We start from the raw sequence: 18,747 nt of genomic DNA, 5'->3' as shown, positions 1-18,747 counted from the left end.
TATAATTACATTGCGTAAAAAATGAACTTTAGTCACGAAGAGTGGGTTTTACCCGCTCTTTTCTATTTGTATAAAAGGAGGTTCGCATGAGTAAAATCACTGAACAAATTGAAGAAATCATTCAACCCGTATTAGATGATTTGAATTTTGAACTCGTAGAAGTTGAATTTACTAAAGAAGGAAAAGACCACTTCCTCAGAATTTCAATCGACAAAGAAGGCGGCGTCGATTTGAATGACTGTACACTTGCATCTGAGAAAATCAGTGAAGTTATGGATGAAGAAGACCCAATTGAACAAATGTATTACCTTGATGTTGCATCACCAGGTGCTGAACGTCCTATCAAAACTGATAAAGCACTCCATGATGCTGTAGAACAACCTGTATTTGTTTCTCTTTATGCGCCTATTGAAGGCTCTAAAGAGTGGTTAGGTGTCTTGCAATCTGTAACTGATGACCATATTGTCATTAAAGCGCAAGTTAAGGAAAAGAAAAAGGAAGTTGAAATCCCTAGAAATAAAATTGCTAAAGCACGTCATGCAGTATTGATTTAACGTGATTAGGAGGATTTAACCGTGTCAAGTAATGAATTATTATTAGCAACAGAGTATTTAGAAAAAGAAAAGAAAATTCCAAGAGAAGTATTGATTGACGCTATCGAAGCAGCATTGATTACAGCTTACAAGAAAAACTATGAAGCTGCGCGTAACGTACGTGTGGAATTAAATATGGATGAAGGTACATTCCATGTGATTGCACGTAAAGAAGTCGTAGATGATGTTTTCGATGATCGTGAAGAAGTAGATATCAGTACAGCATTAGAAAAAAATCCAGCATATGAAATCGGCGATATTTATGAAGAAGATGTAACACCTAAAGATTTCGGCCGTGTCGGTGCACAAGCAGCAAAACAAGCTGTAATGCAACGTTTACGCGATGCTGAACGTGAGATTTTGTATGATGAATTTATCGACAAAGAAGAAGATATCGTGACAGGTATTATCGACAGAGTCGATCATCGTTATGTATACGTTAATTTAGGACGTACAGAAGCTGTATTATCTGAAGCGGAAAGAAGTCCGAATGAAAGTTATATTCCTAATGAACGTATCAAAGTGTATGTCAATAAAGTAGAACAAACTACAAAAGGTCCTCAAATCTATGTATCAAGAAGCCACCCTGGTTTATTGAAGCGTTTATTTGAACAAGAAGTGCCAGAAATTTATGATGGTACTGTAGTGATTAAATCAGTAGCACGTGAAGCAGGCGATCGTTCTAAAATCAGTGTTTACTCTGATAATCCTGATATTGACGCTGTAGGTGCATGTGTAGGTTCTAAAGGCGTGCGTGTCGAAGCAATCGTTGAAGAGCTTGGCGGAGAAAAAATCGATATCGTTCAATGGAATGAAGATCCTAAAGTATTCGTTAAAAATGCTTTGAGTCCTTCTCAAGTGCTTGAAGTAATTGTTGATGAAGCAAATCAATCTACAACTGTTATTGTTCCAGATTACCAACTTTCATTAGCAATTGGTAAACGTGGACAAAATGCACGTTTAGCAGCAAAATTAACTGGCTGGAAAATCGACATCAAATCTGAATCAGATGCTAGAGAAGCTGGAATTTATCCAGTTCCTGAAGTGGAAGAAACAGACGATGAGGTTACAGAAGATTTAACTGAAGAAGTGGTTGTTGGTCAAGTTGACGAAGAACCTGAAGTAGATGTTGAAGCTGAAGAAGTTTCAGAAATCGAAGACTTCGAAGAATCAGAAGAAGATGCTGTTGAAGAACTTGAAGACGAAGAAACAGCTTCAGAAATTGAAGAAGCAGAAGATGAAGCGGCTGCGGAAGAAGAAGCTATCGAAGAAACATTTGAAAAAGATTCTAAAAAAGACGTAGAAGAATAATTTGGAGTGAATGACTTTATGAAGAAAAAGAAGATTCCAATGAGAAAGTGCATACTTTCTAATGAAATGCGTCCCAAAAATGATATGATTCGTGTGGTTATTAATAAAGAAGGAGAGATTTCTGCAGATGCTACAGGTAAGAAACCTGGACGTGGTGCTTATGTTTCTAAAGATGTAGCACTTGTTGAACAAGCACAAGAAAAGGGCGTGTTGGAAAAGTTTTTCAACTCGGATGCAGAAACACTTGCTCCTGTTTATAAAGAAATCATACGTCTCATCTACAGAGAAGAGATACCAAAATGAATAAGAGCAACATCTTGAATTTTTTAGGATTGGCAATGCGTGCTGGTAAGGTTAAAAGCGGGGAATCCGTTATTTTAACTGAAATCAAAAAGAGAAAAGTCTCTTTAGTGATTCTTTCAGAGGATGCTTCGGCAAGGACTGAGAAAGAAATCAGCCAAAAATGCGAAAGTTACCAAGTCCCATTACGTATATTCGGAACCAGAGAAGAACTAGGCCAAGCCCTAGGAAAATCATCTCGCGTGAATATCGCTATAATGGATAACGGTTTTGCCAAAAAGCTATTATCAATGATAGATGAATAACGTAAGGAGTGATTATATGAGTAAACAGAGAATTTACGAGTATGCAAAAGATTTAAATTTAAAGAGTAAAGATGTTATTGATGAATTGAAAAAGATGAATGTAGAGGTGTCTAACCATATGCAAGCGTTAGAACCTAATGAAATCAAAGAATTAGATAAAAAATTCAAACCAGGTTCATCTAAAGATAAGCAAGATAATAAAACTGCTCAAAATAATCACAAAAAACATCAAAATAATAATAAAGATAAAAACAACAATAATAGCGGCAACGCTAAAAAGAACAATAATAAAAAAGACAACAAGAAAAATCATAACAATAAAAACCAAAAAAATAACAAAAACAACAAGAATAATAAAAATCAAAAGCAAGCGCCTAAACAAGAAACTGTTAAAGAAATGCCAGAAAAAATTACTTACACAGAAGGTATTACAGTTGGCGAATTAGCTGAGAAAATGAATATTGAATCATCTAATATTGTTAAAAAATTATTCCTTTTAGGAATTATGGCTAATATCAACCAATCATTGGATGATGAAACAGTTGAATTGATTGCAGATGATTATGGTATCGAGATCGAAAAAGAAGTTGTGATTGACGAAGAAGACTTAGATATCTATTTCGATGACGAAGAAGAAGATCCAGATGCAATTGAACGTCCTTCAGTTGTTACAATCATGGGACACGTTGACCATGGTAAAACAACATTGCTTGACTCAATCAGAAACACACATGTGACTGAAGGTGAAGCGGGCGGTATCACACAACATATCGGTGCATATCAAATTGAAAATGACGGCAAAAAAATCACTTTCTTAGATACACCGGGACACGCAGCCTTCACTACAATGCGTGCACGTGGTGCGCAAGTTACTGATATTACAATTTTAGTTGTAGCTGCTGATGATGGTGTTATGCCTCAAACGATTGAAGCAATCAACCATGCAAAAGAAGCAGATGTACCAATCATTGTTGCAGTAAATAAAATTGATAAACCAACAGCTAACCCTGATCGTGTAATGCAAGAATTAACTGAATATGGTTTATTCCCTGAAGACTGGGGCGGTGACACAATCTTCGTACCACTTTCTGCATTAAGCGGTGATGGTATTGATGACTTGCTTGAAATGATTGTCTTAGTATCAGAAGTACAAGAATTGAAAGCTAATCCTGAAAAACGTGCTGTAGGTACTGTTATTGAAGCGGAACTTGATAAATCACGCGGACCTGCTGCTTCATTACTTGTTCAAAACGGTACATTGCATGTCGGTGATGCGATTGTAGTGGGTAACACTTATGGTCGTGTTCGTGCAATGGTTAACGATGTAGGTAAACGTGTGAAATCAGCTGGCCCTTCAACACCTGTTGAAATTACTGGTATTAATGATGTACCTCAAGCTGGTGATCGTTTCGTTACGTTCTCAGATGAAAAACAAGCACGTCGTATCGGTGAAGCACGTCATGAAGAAAGTATTCTTCAACAACGTCAAGAAAGTAAAAATGTTTCTCTTGATAACTTGTTTGAACAAATGAAACAAGGTGAAATGAAAGACCTTAACATTATCATCAAAGGTGATGTACAAGGTTCTGTAGAAGCACTTGCTGCATCTCTTATGAAAATTGATGTTGAAGGCGTAAATGTGCGTATTATTCACACTGCTGTAGGTGCGATTAATGAATCTGACGTAACATTGGCGAATGCCTCAAATGGTATTATCATCGGATTCAACGTACGTCCTGATTCAGGTGCTAAACGTGCTGCTGAACAAGAAAACGTAGATATGCGTTTACACCGTGTTATCTATAATGTTATCGAAGAAATTGAAGCAGCGATGAAAGGTATGCTTGATCCTGAGTACGAAGAAAAAGTTATCGGACAAGCTGAAGTTCGTCAAACATTCAAAGTATCTAAAGTCGGCACTATTGCTGGTTGCTACGTTACTGACGGTAAGATTACTCGTAATGCCGGTGTACGTGTTATCCGTGACGGTATTGTAGTTTTTGAAGGTCAATTAGATACATTGAAACGTTTCAAAGATGATGTTAAAGAAGTAGCACAAGGTTACGAATGTGGTATCACAATTGAAAAATTCAATGATATTAAAGTAGAAGACATCATTGAAGCTTATGAAATGGTAGAAATCGAAAGATAATATTATTCTATAAAAATGCACTTTCCTTAGTTGGGAAGTGCATTTTTTGTATACATAGGAATTGAATAGATGCTGTATTTTATCTTCTTAATCAAATTATTGGGCTCTATTATGAGAGGTTTTAATTATTATGGATTATGAAACATTTATTAACTGACTAACTAATATTGTTAATATTAAAACTATCGTTAGTTAATTTTATTCTAATGTAAAGTTCCATATACTTAGTAAGTCGCTTTAAAAAGTTTAAATTAACAACTAAATTGACAAAATAAATATATAAGGATAAAAGGAGCAACATTAGATGAAAGTTAGATTATTAGGTATTTCAGCATGTGCTATTTTAGCATCACAATTATTATTAGGAGAAGAAGCCAGTGCGGTAGCGGGGCAAGAGAATCCATATGTATCGAAAGCGTTGGATCTAAACAGTAATAATAAAAAAGAAAAAACTTTTATGGAGTATGAAAAAAGTTTAGATAGCCTTATTGCTACATTAACGATAACAGGTCAAGAAAAATATGAAGAACCAGAATATGCTGAAGCAGTAAAGAAATATAAACAAAGGTTTATGGCAGAAGACGATGCGATGAGACATTTTACAAAAGGTGAAAATAAAATTAAATCTTTAACTAAAGACAATAAACCTATTCCTAATGATGTGTTAGGGTTAACTCATGAAAGATACGAGAAAATATATAATAGTTTAAAAAATGCTAAAAGCGATTTTGAAAAAGATATAGCTGAAATCCAAAGAAAAAATAAAGATTTAGAGAACTTTAGCGAAGAAGAACAAGAGAAAGCAGATCAAAAGATTAATGATTTAGAAAACAAAGCGTTGATGTTAGGCGTAGCTTTTACAAATAAAAAAGAAGCTAGGGCACATTTATACGCAAAATTAGATTTTATAGTCGGCAATGATGATTATGAAAGAGAAAATAAAAAAGCCGCAAATAAAAGAATGTTGGATAGACAAATTGAAGACTTAGAGGCTGTTATTGATGAGTTCTTCAATGAAATTGGGTTAACAAGACCTGAAAATATACCTGCTTTATCAAGCGAGAATGAAAAAGATAATACAATTAAGCAAAAATTACGTGATGATGCTAAAGAAGCTAAAATTAATCCATCATTAAGAAGTAAAAGACATGCACAAGCAATAACAGTAAAAAATAATTTAGAAAATGAAAAAACTGTAACCGAGGAACAGAAAAAAGCATACCAGCAAAAAGTTGCTGAACGTAAGAAGCGATTTGAAGAAAAAGATAGAAAAGAAGAATTAGCAAAACAACAAGAAAGTAATGAAGAAAAATCAATGTTGATAGTAGAACCTTCATCGACATCGTATCCTAGCTACACTGAGACTTATACACAACAAACACAATCAGAAATCAAACAACCTTCAAAAACTGAAGTTTTCACAATCGGTGGATTATCAAAAGGATTAAAAGGACAATCAGGGGAATCAGGAAATGTTGTTGATTTTACCCAAGATACAACAAGTAATGTTAAAAGCCAAACCCCTCAAGTAATTGAGTATACAGAAGATACTAATCCTATTAATACACAGTATAGAGTGAAAGAAGAAATAGTAGAAAATAATATTGTAGATATTGATAAAACAACTTACAGCAATGTATCTGGATATCGTTATGGTGTCAGTGAGTCTGATTCATCTCAATATACGGAAAGAGATAAAAGAGCGATTCGTCGTGATCATGTTAGAGAAGCTGAAGAATTGGTGAATAAATATGCGAATACACACGCATATCAAGATAGATTATCAGCACAACAAAAGGTAAATACTTTGGATCAAGGTCAACAAAAAAGATTAAACCAACAAATTATGAATGTTTACAATGGTATTACCAAGTAATCCAATAAGTTAAATATTAGTTTATAATTGGTTAATTCTATCTTTGTCATTAAAATATTATGATATTCGTGTAGTAAATATTATATTATTCGGAGGAACATCATGAAAAAGACAGCAATTATTAAAGCAAGTTTAGCATCATTAGTTATAGGTACTGGTTTATTTACAAGTACTGCTCAAGCTTCAGAAATTTCATTAGTACGCCATACATTAGGTTTAGATCAAAAACCGAAACAAACACAACAAAATACAAATGTTAATAAGGCAGATAGAGAAGATAAAAATGTTTTATTAGGATACTATACTCAACAAACAACAGAATTAACAAATTTAACTGGTTATACAAAAGATAGTAATAAGTTGGAATTTGTACCGAAAGGAGGAGTAGGTGAAACACTTGTTACTGTATCACCCAATTCTTTCTCTAAGTATAAAACAGATGATAATGGAAATCCTGGTTTAGATGTTTTCGTTGTAAGAGAAAATACTTCTGATCGTGGTACAACTGAAAGTTCAATTGGCGGAGTAACTAAAACTAATACAAAATCTTATAAAGACCCTATTAAAACTCCATATATAAGTGTGAAAACAACTGAAAATGGAGTTACTAAAGATGAGTCGTTGAATGGCATTAATTTTAATAAAGAGGAAGTATCATTGAAAGAAGTAGACTTTAAATTACGTAAATTACTTATTGATCAAAAAGGTTTATACAAGAGTCAGTATAGTGATGGAACAATAATTGTTCATTTAAATAATGGCGGACGTAATACTTTCGAACTCCATAAAAAACTTCAAGACAATCGCATGAGCGATGTTATCAATTCAACTGATATTCAATATATTGAAGTTACTTTAACTAAATAATTCAACTGAGAGACAGGGACAAATCGTATGATTTTGTGTACTGTCTCTTTTTATGTAATTCCTCTATCTTAGCACTAATTCATTTAAAGAGTGGTAAAGTAAAAGAAATAACAAATGAGATGGAGAGGTTTTTATGTTGACGAATATTTGGTTTAATTTAGGGTGTGACGATTTAGATAAAAGTATGAAGTTTTATAAAGATATCGGTTTTACGATTATCCAACAACCAGAACAAGAAGGAGAAATGTTTGGATTTAAAGCTCAAACAGGCTCGCCTGTCATGGTTGTACCAAGAGAGCGATTTAATCAATACGTAGGACAAGAAGCATCTGGTAATGATGTATTAATATCCTTGTCAGTGAAAACAGAAGAAGAAGCGGATGAGTTAGCTAAGAAAGTAGAAGCAGCAGGCGGTATTATTGAAGATACCCCTAAAGTGAGAAATAATTTCTATGGTTTTTCATTTCAAGATATTGATGGACATTATTTTAATATCATCGTTATGGCATAAGTATTTAAGATAAACAGCTTATCTATGAGTTATTCATAGGTGAGCTATTTTAATAAGAAAACATAAAAAGTTAATTTTTCAGGATGAAAGAAAAATATTTAAATTTTGATAAAACAATCACGCAAAAAAGAAGCGACAAATTGAAATGTAAAATAAAAATGAAACGCTGGAAATTAGTATATCCTGCCCAATTTTATACAGTTAGGCAACAATCATTAAAGCTATAAGACATTATAACTTTCAAAAAACGTTATAATATCAATACTTTTAATATAAAATAGAATTAAAAAGCATTTCACAGTTGTGCGTTGAAATGAAATGTAAACTTTATTTTGAAATGTAGCGTTAAACATTTACGCATTCTTTACTTGCTTAACTGTATCTTTACAATCTGTTTTATCTTGAATCATGATTAAATCTGCCGCTTCAAGGGAAAAACTTTGTCAATAAGGCGATTATAGTTTATAATTTTGGACTGAAGCAAATCGTTAAATGCAGAAGTTAGAAGAGGTGAAATAGATGAGTAAAATGAGAGCAGAGCGCGTTGGTGAACAAATGAAAAAAGAATTGATGGACATCATCAATAATAAAGTTAAAGATCCAAGAATCGGATTTATTACGATTACAGATGTTCAAGTCACTAACGATTTATCATTGGCTAAAGTTTATTTAACAGTTTTAGGTAATGAAAAAGAAGTCGATGACACATTTAAAGCGCTAGAAAAAGCAAAAGGATTTATTAAATCTGAATTAGGCTCAAGAATGCGTTTGAGAATTATTCCAGACTTACAATTTGAATATGATCATTCAATTGAATACGGAAATAAAATTGAAAAAATGATTCAAGACTTACACAAAAATGATTAATGAATTTTAAATACTACAAGCTGTATTTCTCTAAAGGGGAGATGCAGCTTTTTAATATGTAAAAATTAAAATTTGTTTATTTTTACTATTTCTAAAGATAAAACTGATGTAAAATAGATACGGTAGGAATTAAATTTGAGGTGTTTAATATGGAGGGTATTTTACCTGTTTTTAAAGAACGTGGTCTTACAAGTCACGATGTCGTCTTTAAACTACGCAAAATTTTACATACTAAAAAAGTTGGCCATACAGGTACATTAGATCCAGAAGTGGATGGTGTATTACCTGTATGTATCGGGAATGCGACTAAAGTAAGTGATTATATTATGGATATGGGAAAAGCCTATGAGGCTGAAGTTACGATTGGTTACAGTACAACAACTGAAGATCAAACTGGTGAAGTGTTAGAGAAACGGAATGTAGAACAAGACCAATTATCAACTCAAGAAATAGATGCAGCAATTCAATCATTTAAAGGTGAAATTGAACAGATTCCACCTATGTATTCCTCAGTAAAAGTAAACGGGCGCAAGTTATATGAATATGCTCGCAATAACGAGACGGTTGAAAGACCAAAACGTAAAGTGAAAATTTATGAAATTGAACGAACATCAGAACCTGAATTTCATGATGGTATATGCAGTTTTAACATCTTGATTCGATGCGGTAAAGGTACGTATATCCGTACACTAGCAACAGATATCGGAAACGTATTGAATTATCCGGCACACATGTCACTGCTTACTCGTATTGAGAGCGGCGGATTCCAAATAAAAGATAGTTTGAAATTAGATGAGGTTGATCATCTTTTTAAGCAAGAATCATTACAGGAACGCTTATTTCCTATAGAATATGGATTGAAGGGATTACCTCATATTCGTATTAGTAACCCAGAGATGAAAAAACGCATTTTAAATGGGCAGAAGTTTTATAAAAATGATTTTACAGAAGCGATTGAAGGTGTGACGGTATTAGTTGATAGTGATACTGACAAAGCATTAGCATTGTATATACCGCATTCTGAAAAACCAAATGAAATCAAGCCGAAGAAAGTTTTTAATTAAAGGAGAGGCACACTTATGAAAGTGATAGAAATTACACATCCAATTCAACCAGAGCAATATATAAAAGAAGACGTTGCGATGGCATTAGGCTTCTTTGATGGACTGCATAAAGGACATGCGCAAGTTTTTCATGCGTTGAATGAAATTGCTGAAAAGGAAAACTTAAAAAAAGCAGTGATGACATTTGATCCTCATCCATCAGTGGTATTGAATCCAAAACAAAAAAGAACGGATTATCTGACCCCTTTATCAGATAAAATAGAGATTCTTGAAGCTTATAATATTGATTATGTTATCATTGTGAACTTTACTTCTAAATTCGCAGATTGTTCGATTGAAGAGTTTGTAGAACAATATCTTGTAGCTAATCATGTTAAAGAAGTGATTGCAGGCTTTGATTTTACGTTTGGAAAACATGGGAAAGGCAATATGTCTGTGTTAAAAGAGCTGAAGGAGCATTTTAATACGACAGTGGTAAGTAAACAAGAAATGTATTCAGAAAAAATTTCAACGACAGAAATTCGTCGCGCTTTAAAAGAAGGCAATTTGAAAAAAGCTAATGAAGAATTAGGCTACCGATACCGTATTAAAGGTACAGTCGTTCAAGGCGAGAAACGCGGCCGTACTATCGGATTCCCAACAGCAAACATTGAGCCGAGTGATGATTACGTGCTTCCGAAAAAAGGGGTTTATGCTGTGAGCTTAGCGATTGGAGCAGAACAACGAATTTTCCGCGGTGTTTGTAATGTGGGGGTTAAACCGACATTCCATGACCCTAAAAAATCTCACGTAGTTATTGAAGTGAATATTTTTGATTTTGATGAAGATATTTACGGAGAACGTGTTGTTGTTTTCTGGCATCATTATTTACGTCCTGAAATTAAATTTGATGGTATTGATCCGCTCGTTGAACAAATGAACAAAGATAAAGAACAAGCGAAATATTTATTATCTGTTGATTTCGGTGATGAAGTATCATATAATATTTAGGTCGGAATGATTGCATATATTGCAATCAGATTGAAAACAAACAGTCCTCTATCTTGGTAGGTCGAGACTCCGACGCCTCACTCAGACTGAGGAGACTATATAAAATTAAAGGAGGAAATTGACTATGGCAATTTCACAAGAACGTAAAGACGAAATCATTAAAGAATACCGTGTACACGAAACTGATACTGGTTCACCAGAGGTACAAATTGCTGTATTAACTGCTGAAATCAACGCATTAAACGATCACTTACGTACACACAAAAAAGACCACCATTCACGTCGTGGCTTATTAAAAATGGTAGGTCGTCGTAGACATTTATTAAACTACTTACGTAAAAAAGATATTCAACGTTACCGTGAATTAATCAAATCATTAGGTATCCGTCGTTAATCTTTTGAAGTAATTAAACTGATACCATTTAGAGGAAAGAACCATCGTTGGTTTCTTTCCTTTTTTTATAGGGCAGATAGAAACTGGAATATAATTATGAGCCAGTAAATGATATGATAGAAGTATTAAATGTAAAAGAGGTAGTAATAGAAAGGAGATTCCTAATGTCTCAAGAAAAGAAAGTGTTTAAGACTGAATGGGCTAACCGACCATTGTCGATAGAAACAGGACAGATGGCGAAACAAGCAAATGGCGCGGTGCTCGTACGTTATGGTGACACAGTTGTGTTATCTACAGCGACTGCATCAAAAGAACCACGTGACGGCGACTTCTTCCCATTAATGGTGAACTATGAAGAAAAAATGTATGCTGCAGGTAAAATTCCTGGAGGCTTTAAAAAACGTGAAGGCCGTCCAGCTGATGAAGCAACATTAACTGCACGTTTAATCGATAGACCAATACGTCCGTTATTCCCTAAAGGTTATAGACATGACGTTCAAATAATTAATATGGTATTGAGTGCTGATCCTGATTGCTCACCTGAAATGGCTGCGATGATCGGTTCATCTATGGCATTGAGTGTTTCTGATATTCCATTCCAAGGTCCGATTGCAGGTGTTAATGTCGGATATATTGATGGAGAATACGTGATTAACCCGACAGTGGAACAAAAAGAAGTTTCTCGTTTGGATTTAGAAGTTGCAGGTCATAGAGATGCTGTAAACATGGTTGAAGCAGGCGCAAGTGAAATCACTGAAAAAGAGATGCTAGACGCTATCTTTTTCGGTCACGAAGAAATCAAGAGATTAGTTGACTTCCAACAAGAAATCATTGATTATCTTCAACCTGAAAAAACTGAATTCATTCCTAAAGAGCGCAATGCTGAAGTAGAAGACAAAGTTACTACTTTAACAGAAGAAAAAGGATTGAAAGATGCTATCCAAACATTCGATAAGAAAGAACGTGAAGAAAACATAGATGCAATCCGTGATGAAATTATTGCTGAATTTGAAGATGAAGAAAATCCAGACAATGATGAAGTAATCGCAGAAGTCAACTCAATCTTAAATGATTTAGTGAAAGAAGAAGTACGCCGTCAAATCGCAGATGAAAAAGTTCGTCCAGATGGTCGTAAACCGAATGAAATCCGTCCGCTTGATTCTGAAGTAGGTCTATTACCTCGTGCTCATGGCTCAGGATTATTCACACGTGGTCAAACACAAGCTCTTTCTGTATTGACATTAGGTGCTATGAGTGAATATCAATTGATTGATGGTTTAGGAACAGAAGAAGAAAAACGTTTCATGCATCATTATAATTTCCCTAATTTCTCAGTTGGTGAAACTGGACCAGTACGTGCTCCAGGGCGTCGTGAAATTGGTCATGGTGCTTTAGGTGAACGTGCATTACGTTACATTATCCCTGATACTAAAGACTTCCCATATACAGTGCGTATTGTAAGTGAAGTTTTAGAATCTAATGGTTCTTCATCTCAAGCATCAATTTGCGGTTCTACACTTGCATTAATGGATGCCGGTGTACCAATTAAAGCACCTGTAGCCGGTATTGCAATGGGACTTGTTACACGTGATGATAACTATACAATTTTGACAGATATCCAAGGTATGGAAGATGCTTTAGGCGACATGGACTTTAAAGTAGCAGGTACTGAAAAAGGTATCACAGCAATCCAAATGGATATTAAAATTGATGGTTTAACACGCGAAATTATTGAAGAAGCTTTAGAACAAGCACGTGTAGGACGCTTAACAATCTTGAATCATATGCTTGAAACAATTGATCAACCGCGTCCTGAATTGAGTGCTTATGCACCTAAAGTTGAAACAATGACAATCAAACCTGAAAAAATCAGAGATGTTATTGGACCTGGCGGTAAGAAAATCAATGAAATCATTGATGAAACTGGTGTTAAATTGGATATCGAACAAGACGGTACAATCTTTATCGGTGCTGTAGACCAAGATATGATTAATCGCGCACGTGAAATCATTGAAGATATTACACGTGAAGCTGAAGTAGGACAAGTTTATAATGCAAAAGTTAGACGTATTGAAAAATATGGTGCTTTTGTAGAACTTTTCCCAGGCAAAGATGCTTTATTGCACATTTCTCAAATTGCAAATCAACGTATTAATAAAGTTGAAGATGTATTGAAATTGGGAGATACAATTGAAGTCAAAGTCACTGAAATCGATGACAAAGGCAGAGTGAATGCTTCACACCGTGCCTTATTGAATAAAGAAGATTAATAAAGTGAAACCAGAATGTTATCTTTTAAAACAAAGGAACATTTCTGGTTTTTTCTATATACATAACAGTTGCCTTCAGTTCCCCGTGTGAAGTAGTGTACAATGCGTTCACTTTAACCTATAATGTAATATGAATACTTATATGGTCGGGGAATTATAAATAGGAGGTAACATTTTGAATTTAGTAAAGAAAAAGAATAATGATATTCGCATCATCCCGCTTGGCGGCGTGGGTGAAATTGCGAAAAATATGTATATCGTCGAAGTAGACGATGAAATGTTTATGCTGGATGCAGGGTTGATGTTCCCAGAAGATGAAATGCTGGGTGTCGATGTTGTTATTCCAGATATTCAGTATGTCATAGAAAATAAAGATAAATTAAAAGGTATTTTCCTTACACATGGACATGAACATGCGATTGGTGCGGTAAGTTACGTTTTAGAACAAGTCGACGCACCTGTTTATGGTTCAAAATTGACGCTTGCGTTAGTAAAAGAAAATATGAAAGAACGCAATATCAATAAAAAAGTTCGCTATTACACTGTAAATGATGAATCTGTCATGCGTTTCAAAAATGTAAACGTATCTTTCTTCAATACAACACACAGTATCCCAGACAGCTTAGGTGTAACAATCCATACGTCATATGGTGCAATTGTTTACACAGGTGAGTTTAAATTTGATCAAAGCTTGCACGGTAACTATGCACCGGACTTGAAGAAAATGACAGAAATTGGCGAAGAAGGTGTATTTGCATTAATCAGTGATTCAACTGAAGCAGAAAAGCCAGGTTATAATACACCGGAAAATGTAATTGAATCTCATATGTTAGATGCATTTACAAAAGTGAATGGAAGACTTATTGTTTCTTGTTATGCTTCTAACTTTATTCGCATTCAACAAGTATTGAATATTGCACATAAATTAAACCGTAAAGTATCCTTCTTAGGACGTTCTTTAGAATCATCATTTAATATCGCTAGAAAAATGGGATATTTTGATATTCCAAAAGATTTATTGATTCCAATTAATGAAGTTGAAAATTATCCTAAGAATGAAGTTGTCATTATTGCGACAGGTATGCAAGGCGAACCTGTGGAAGCATTGAATCAAATGGCAAGACAAAAACACAAAATAATGAATATTGAACCAGGCGACTCTGTCTTTTTAGCCATGACAGCTTCAGCAAACATGGAAGTTATCATTGGTGATACATTAAACGAGTTAGCTCGTGCTGGTGCAGATATTATTCCAAATAACAAAAAAATCCACGCTTCCAGCCATGGCTGCATGGAAGAACTCAAAATGATGATTAACATCATGAAGCCAGAATACTTTATTCCCGTCCAAGGCGAGTTCAAAATGCAAATTGCACATGCTAAATTAGCAGCTGAAGCAGGTGTTGCGCCTGAGAAAATCTTTTTAGCTGAAAAAGGCGATGTGTTGAATTATGATGGCGAAGATATGATTTTAAATGAAAAAGTAGAATCAGGAAATGTGTTAATTGATGGTATTGGTGTAGGCGATGTAGGTAATATCGTTTTACGCGATCGTCATTTGCTTGCAGAAGATGGTATCTTTATTGCAGTTGTTACACTTGATCCGAAAAATAGAAGAATCGCAGCGGGGCCTGAAATTCAATCACGCGGATTTGTATATGTACGTGAAAGTGAAGAATTGTTGAAAGAAGCGGAAGAAAAAGTTCGTGAAATCGTAGAGCAAGGTTTACAAGAACGTCGTATCGAATGGTCTGAAATCAAACAGAACATGCGTGATAAAATCAGTAAACTCTTATTTGAGAATACTAAAAGACGTCCGATGATTATTCCAATCATTTCAGAAGTTTAATTGAATAAATCGTATCTATAAAAAGATACACAAATGCTATGGTATCCTCAAAAGGGGTTGCCATAGCATTTCATATTATTTATTGTATTTTAATTATTAAGAAAGTAGCACGTATTTTGCTATAAATGTTAAAATAGAAGGATAGTATTATAGATGGAAAATACTTAATGACAAGACTATAACGGCATTTTAAAAAGTCTTATTCATTAAAAATACATAGAAGCACACGTAATTATATATTGAAAAGAAGGTGTATGTTTTGGCACAAAGAAAAAAGAGAACGACAAGCACGAAGAAAAAGACAACTGCTAAGAAGAAATCTTCTAAAAAGCAACAAAATGAAGCGCCTTTGCGCTATATTGCGGCGATTATCACTGTAGTCTTAGTCGTTCTAGGTGCCTTCCAATTAGGTATTATCGGCAGAGTAATCGATTCATTTTTCAATTATCTTTTTGGATATAGCAGATATTTAACTTATATTCTGGTGATATTAGCATCAGGATTTCTTGCGTATAATGGTAAATTACCAAAGACACGCCGATTAACAGGATCAATTGTATTGCAATTCGCATTATTATTTGCCACGCAGTTATATTTAGTATTTGCTAAAGGCGCTGCAGGCGATAGAGAACCCGTTTTATCGTATGTGTATCGTCAATATGATAAAACACATTTTCCAAACTTCGGTGGTGGGGTGATTGGTTATTATTTAGTCCATTTATCCATCCCGCTTGTATCTATTGTTGGTGTTGTTGTTTTTACAATTATTCTGTTTATCTCTAGTATTATTCTGTTAAATAAACAACGACATCGTGATGTAGCGAAAGTCTTCTTAGAAAGACTGAAGACCGGAAGCCAATCTGCAGCGATACATAGAAAAGAGCGTAAAGAACGCCAAGCAGAACGTGCAGAAGAGAAAAGAAGACGAAAAGAAGAAAAAGAACTTGAAAAACAAGAACGAGAAGCTGCAAAAGCCCAACAAGAGGAAGTTAAGGATGTCAGCGACTTTACTGAAATTCCAATTCCTGAATCAGAAAAAGCAGATAGTGCTATTCCGATTTACGGACATAATGACAAAGAAAAACAATTAAAACAACAAGGAAATGAACAAGAAGAAGCAACGCAAAATGTGATGACTGAATCACCGCGCAAACGACCAAAACGACAATTAGTTGAGGATGTACCTGAAGAAACATCTAAAGAAGATATGGGTTCTATTTCAGATGCAGGAGAAGTAGAAAATGCAGCGTATAAATTACCGCCATTGACACTTTTAAACACACCAGCTAAACAAAAAACCACTTCTAGAGCAGAAGTTCAAAAGAAAGGTCGTTTATTAGAAACGACTTTAAAAAACTTCAATGTCGATGCAAAAGTGACACAAATTAAGATAGGTCCAGCTGTCACACAATACGAAGTACAGCCTGCTCAAGGTGTGAAAGTCAGCAAAATTGTTAACTTGCATAATGATATTGCACTTGCACTTGCCGCGAAGGATGTACGTATTGAAGCACCAATTCCAGGACGCTCAGCTGTAGGTATCGAAGTGCCAAATGATAAAATCTCTCTAGTATCATTAAAAGAAGTACTAGAAGAAAAATTCCCTTCTAAGAATAAATTAGAGGTTGGTTTGGGTAGAGATATATCAGGCGACCCAATAAGTGTTGAATTAAATAAAATGCCGCATTTACTTGTGGCAGGTTCAACAGGTAGCGGTAAATCCGTTTGTATCAATGGTATTATTGCAAGCATTTTATTAAATGCGAAACCTCACGAGGTTAAATTAATGCTAATTGACCCTAAAATGGTAGAATTGAATGTATATAACGGTATTCCGCATTTATTAATTCCAGTTGTTACTAATCCACATAAGGCTTCTCAAGCCCTTGAAAAGATTGTAGCTGAGATGGAACGTCGTTATGATTTATTCCAACATACTGGAACAAGAAATATTGAAGGCTACAACAAATACTTAAAACGACAAAATGAAGAATTAGATGAAAAACAATCTGAACTTCCTTATATCGTCGTTATTGTAGATGAGTTAGCAGACTTAATGATGGTAGCTGGTAAAGATGTAGAAAATGCGATTCAACGTATTACACAAATGGCGCGTGCAGCAGGTATTCACTTAATTATCGCCACACAACGTCCATCAGTGGATGTAATTACAGGATTGATTAAAAATAATATTCCATCGAGAATCGCTTTTGCAGTAAGTTCGCAAACCGACTCTAGAACGATTATTGATAGAGGCGGCGCTGAGAAACTGTTAGGTAAAGGTGATATGTTGTACTTCGGTAATGGCGGTTCAATACAAACACGAATTCAAGGTGCTTTCTTAAGTGATGAAGAAGTACAAAACATTGTGAATTATGTAGTTGAACAACAAAAAGCTAATTATGTAAAAGAAATGGAACCTGATGCACCTACTGATAAAGCTGATGCTAAGAGTGAAGATCCTTTATATGAAGAAGCTTATATGTTTGTAATCGAAAAACAAAAAGCAAGTACATCTTTATTACAAAGACAATTTAGAATTGGTTATAACAGAGCATCACGATTAATGGATGATTTAGAAAGCAATAATGTAATCGGCCCGCAAAGAGGAAGCAAACCTAGACAAGTATTAGTAGATTTAGATAATGGTGAGGTGTAAAGATGACAAATACAAATTCTATATACAGAATTAAAGAATGGATCTTAAACGCTATTGATGATGGTACTTTGCAACCGGGGGATCCGGTTCCTAGTACGTTATTCATTGCAAGAGAGGTAAATGCTAAGACAGATGATGTGTATGATGCAATTGATGAATTGATTACTGAACAAGTATTAACTCAAAGTTTTGAAGCACAGGCAACTGTTAAAGAAGCACAACCTTTCTTTTATCCTCTTGATAAACTTCTAAGTATCGGTAAAATGATTGAAAATGAAGGATACCAAGCTGGCACTATTTTTATGAACTTAGATCAGCAGCCTTCTACTAGATTTGACCGCAAGGCTTTGAACTTAAAAGAAGGTGAATTTGTCACATTAATTGAACGTATTCGTACAGCGAATGGCCGCCCGGTCGTTTATTGTTTAGATAAAGTGGCAACTGATTATTTAACTTGTGCAGCTTTTCAAGCACATGATGAATCCATTCTGACTGCCATTAAAGAAAATGCTGATATTACGATTGCTTACTCAGAAACTGAAATTGAATCTGTTAGTTATGAGCCGAGAGTATCTGAAGCTTTAGAAGCTGCACCTAATGAAGCATTAATGTTATTAAAACAAATTCATTATGATGCTGATCATCGTTCGATTCTGTTTTCATTTAATTACTTCAAGAGCGAAGTGGTTAAATTTAAAACAGTTCGAGAAACAGAATCCGAATAAAAGAGGTGGAAAGT

16 protein-coding genes are annotated in these 18,747 nt (G+C 34.6%); all 16 read left to right on the top strand.

Annotated features, from left to right (window positions below; translation table 11 throughout):
* Window positions 1-86: 86 nt before the first annotated feature.
* Window positions 87-554 carry a ribosome maturation factor RimP gene (rimP, locus tag A4G25_RS02925; protein WP_047131235.1) on the top strand — a complete coding sequence of 156 codons (468 nt, stop codon included), beginning with the start codon at window positions 87-89 and terminating at the stop codon, window positions 552-554.
* Window positions 555-575: 21 nt separating this feature from the next.
* The gene (gene nusA / locus A4G25_RS02920; RefSeq protein ID WP_047131234.1) at window positions 576-1,904 is read left to right on the top strand and encodes a transcription termination factor NusA; all 1,329 of its coding nucleotides are present in this window, start codon (window positions 576-578) and stop codon (window positions 1,902-1,904) included.
* Window positions 1,905-1,922: 18 nt separating this feature from the next.
* Window positions 1,923-2,207, top strand: a complete 285-nt coding sequence (gene rnpM / locus A4G25_RS02915) for an RNase P modulator RnpM (protein WP_047131233.1) — start codon at window positions 1,923-1,925, stop codon at window positions 2,205-2,207.
* Window positions 2,204-2,509, top strand: a complete 306-nt coding sequence (locus A4G25_RS02910; protein ID WP_015900153.1) for a YlxQ family RNA-binding protein — start codon at window positions 2,204-2,206, stop codon at window positions 2,507-2,509. The genes rnpM and A4G25_RS02910 overlap by 4 nt, the downstream gene beginning before the upstream one ends.
* A gap of 16 nt (window positions 2,510-2,525) precedes the next feature.
* Window positions 2,526-4,661 carry a translation initiation factor IF-2 gene (infB, locus tag A4G25_RS02905; protein ID WP_047131232.1) on the top strand — a complete coding sequence of 712 codons (2,136 nt, stop codon included), beginning with the start codon at window positions 2,526-2,528 and terminating at the stop codon, window positions 4,659-4,661.
* Between the two features lie 304 nt (window positions 4,662-4,965).
* Window positions 4,966-6,537, top strand: a complete 1,572-nt coding sequence (locus A4G25_RS02900; protein ID WP_047131231.1) for a coagulase domain-containing protein — start codon at window positions 4,966-4,968, stop codon at window positions 6,535-6,537.
* A 102-nt stretch (window positions 6,538-6,639) separates the two neighbouring features.
* Window positions 6,640-7,404 (top strand): exotoxin beta-grasp domain-containing protein, encoded by a 765-nt coding sequence (locus A4G25_RS02895; RefSeq protein ID WP_047131230.1) that lies wholly within the window; start codon window positions 6,640-6,642, stop codon window positions 7,402-7,404.
* 133 nt (window positions 7,405-7,537) lie between these two features.
* A complete protein-coding gene (locus A4G25_RS02890; RefSeq protein WP_047131229.1) occupies window positions 7,538-7,915 on the top strand; it encodes a VOC family protein in 378 nt (125 codons plus the stop codon).
* A gap of 519 nt (window positions 7,916-8,434) precedes the next feature.
* Window positions 8,435-8,782, top strand: a complete 348-nt coding sequence (rbfA, locus tag A4G25_RS02885; protein ID WP_047131228.1) for a 30S ribosome-binding factor RbfA — start codon at window positions 8,435-8,437, stop codon at window positions 8,780-8,782.
* Between the two features lie 149 nt (window positions 8,783-8,931).
* Window positions 8,932-9,846: a tRNA pseudouridine(55) synthase TruB gene (gene truB / locus A4G25_RS02880; protein ID WP_103163175.1), complete on the top strand. Its 915-nt coding sequence runs from the start codon at window positions 8,932-8,934 to the stop codon at window positions 9,844-9,846.
* 15 nt (window positions 9,847-9,861) lie between these two features.
* Window positions 9,862-10,836, top strand: coding sequence for a bifunctional riboflavin kinase/FAD synthetase (locus tag A4G25_RS02875; RefSeq protein WP_047131226.1), 975 nt, complete (start codon window positions 9,862-9,864; stop codon window positions 10,834-10,836).
* A gap of 124 nt (window positions 10,837-10,960) precedes the next feature.
* Window positions 10,961-11,230, top strand: coding sequence for a 30S ribosomal protein S15 (gene rpsO, locus A4G25_RS02870; RefSeq protein WP_047131225.1), 270 nt, complete (start codon window positions 10,961-10,963; stop codon window positions 11,228-11,230).
* A 164-nt stretch (window positions 11,231-11,394) separates the two neighbouring features.
* Window positions 11,395-13,500, top strand: coding sequence for a polyribonucleotide nucleotidyltransferase (gene pnp, locus A4G25_RS02865; protein ID WP_047131224.1), 2,106 nt, complete (start codon window positions 11,395-11,397; stop codon window positions 13,498-13,500).
* Between the two features lie 175 nt (window positions 13,501-13,675).
* Window positions 13,676-15,349, top strand: a complete 1,674-nt coding sequence (rnjB, locus tag A4G25_RS02860; protein WP_047131223.1) for a ribonuclease J2 — start codon at window positions 13,676-13,678, stop codon at window positions 15,347-15,349.
* A gap of 259 nt (window positions 15,350-15,608) precedes the next feature.
* Window positions 15,609-18,008 carry a DNA translocase FtsK gene (locus tag A4G25_RS02855; RefSeq protein WP_047131222.1) on the top strand — a complete coding sequence of 800 codons (2,400 nt, stop codon included), beginning with the start codon at window positions 15,609-15,611 and terminating at the stop codon, window positions 18,006-18,008.
* Between the two features lie 2 nt (window positions 18,009-18,010).
* Window positions 18,011-18,733: a GntR family transcriptional regulator gene (locus tag A4G25_RS02850; protein WP_047131221.1), complete on the top strand. Its 723-nt coding sequence runs from the start codon at window positions 18,011-18,013 to the stop codon at window positions 18,731-18,733.
* The last annotated feature ends 14 nt before the right edge of the window (window positions 18,734-18,747 follow it).

Source organism: Staphylococcus condimenti, from assembly GCF_001618885.1.
Lineage (GTDB): Bacteria > Bacillota > Bacilli > Staphylococcales > Staphylococcaceae > Staphylococcus > Staphylococcus condimenti.
Note: the sequence above shows the minus strand (reverse complement) of the source record. Positions and strands in the feature narration are given on the sequence as shown.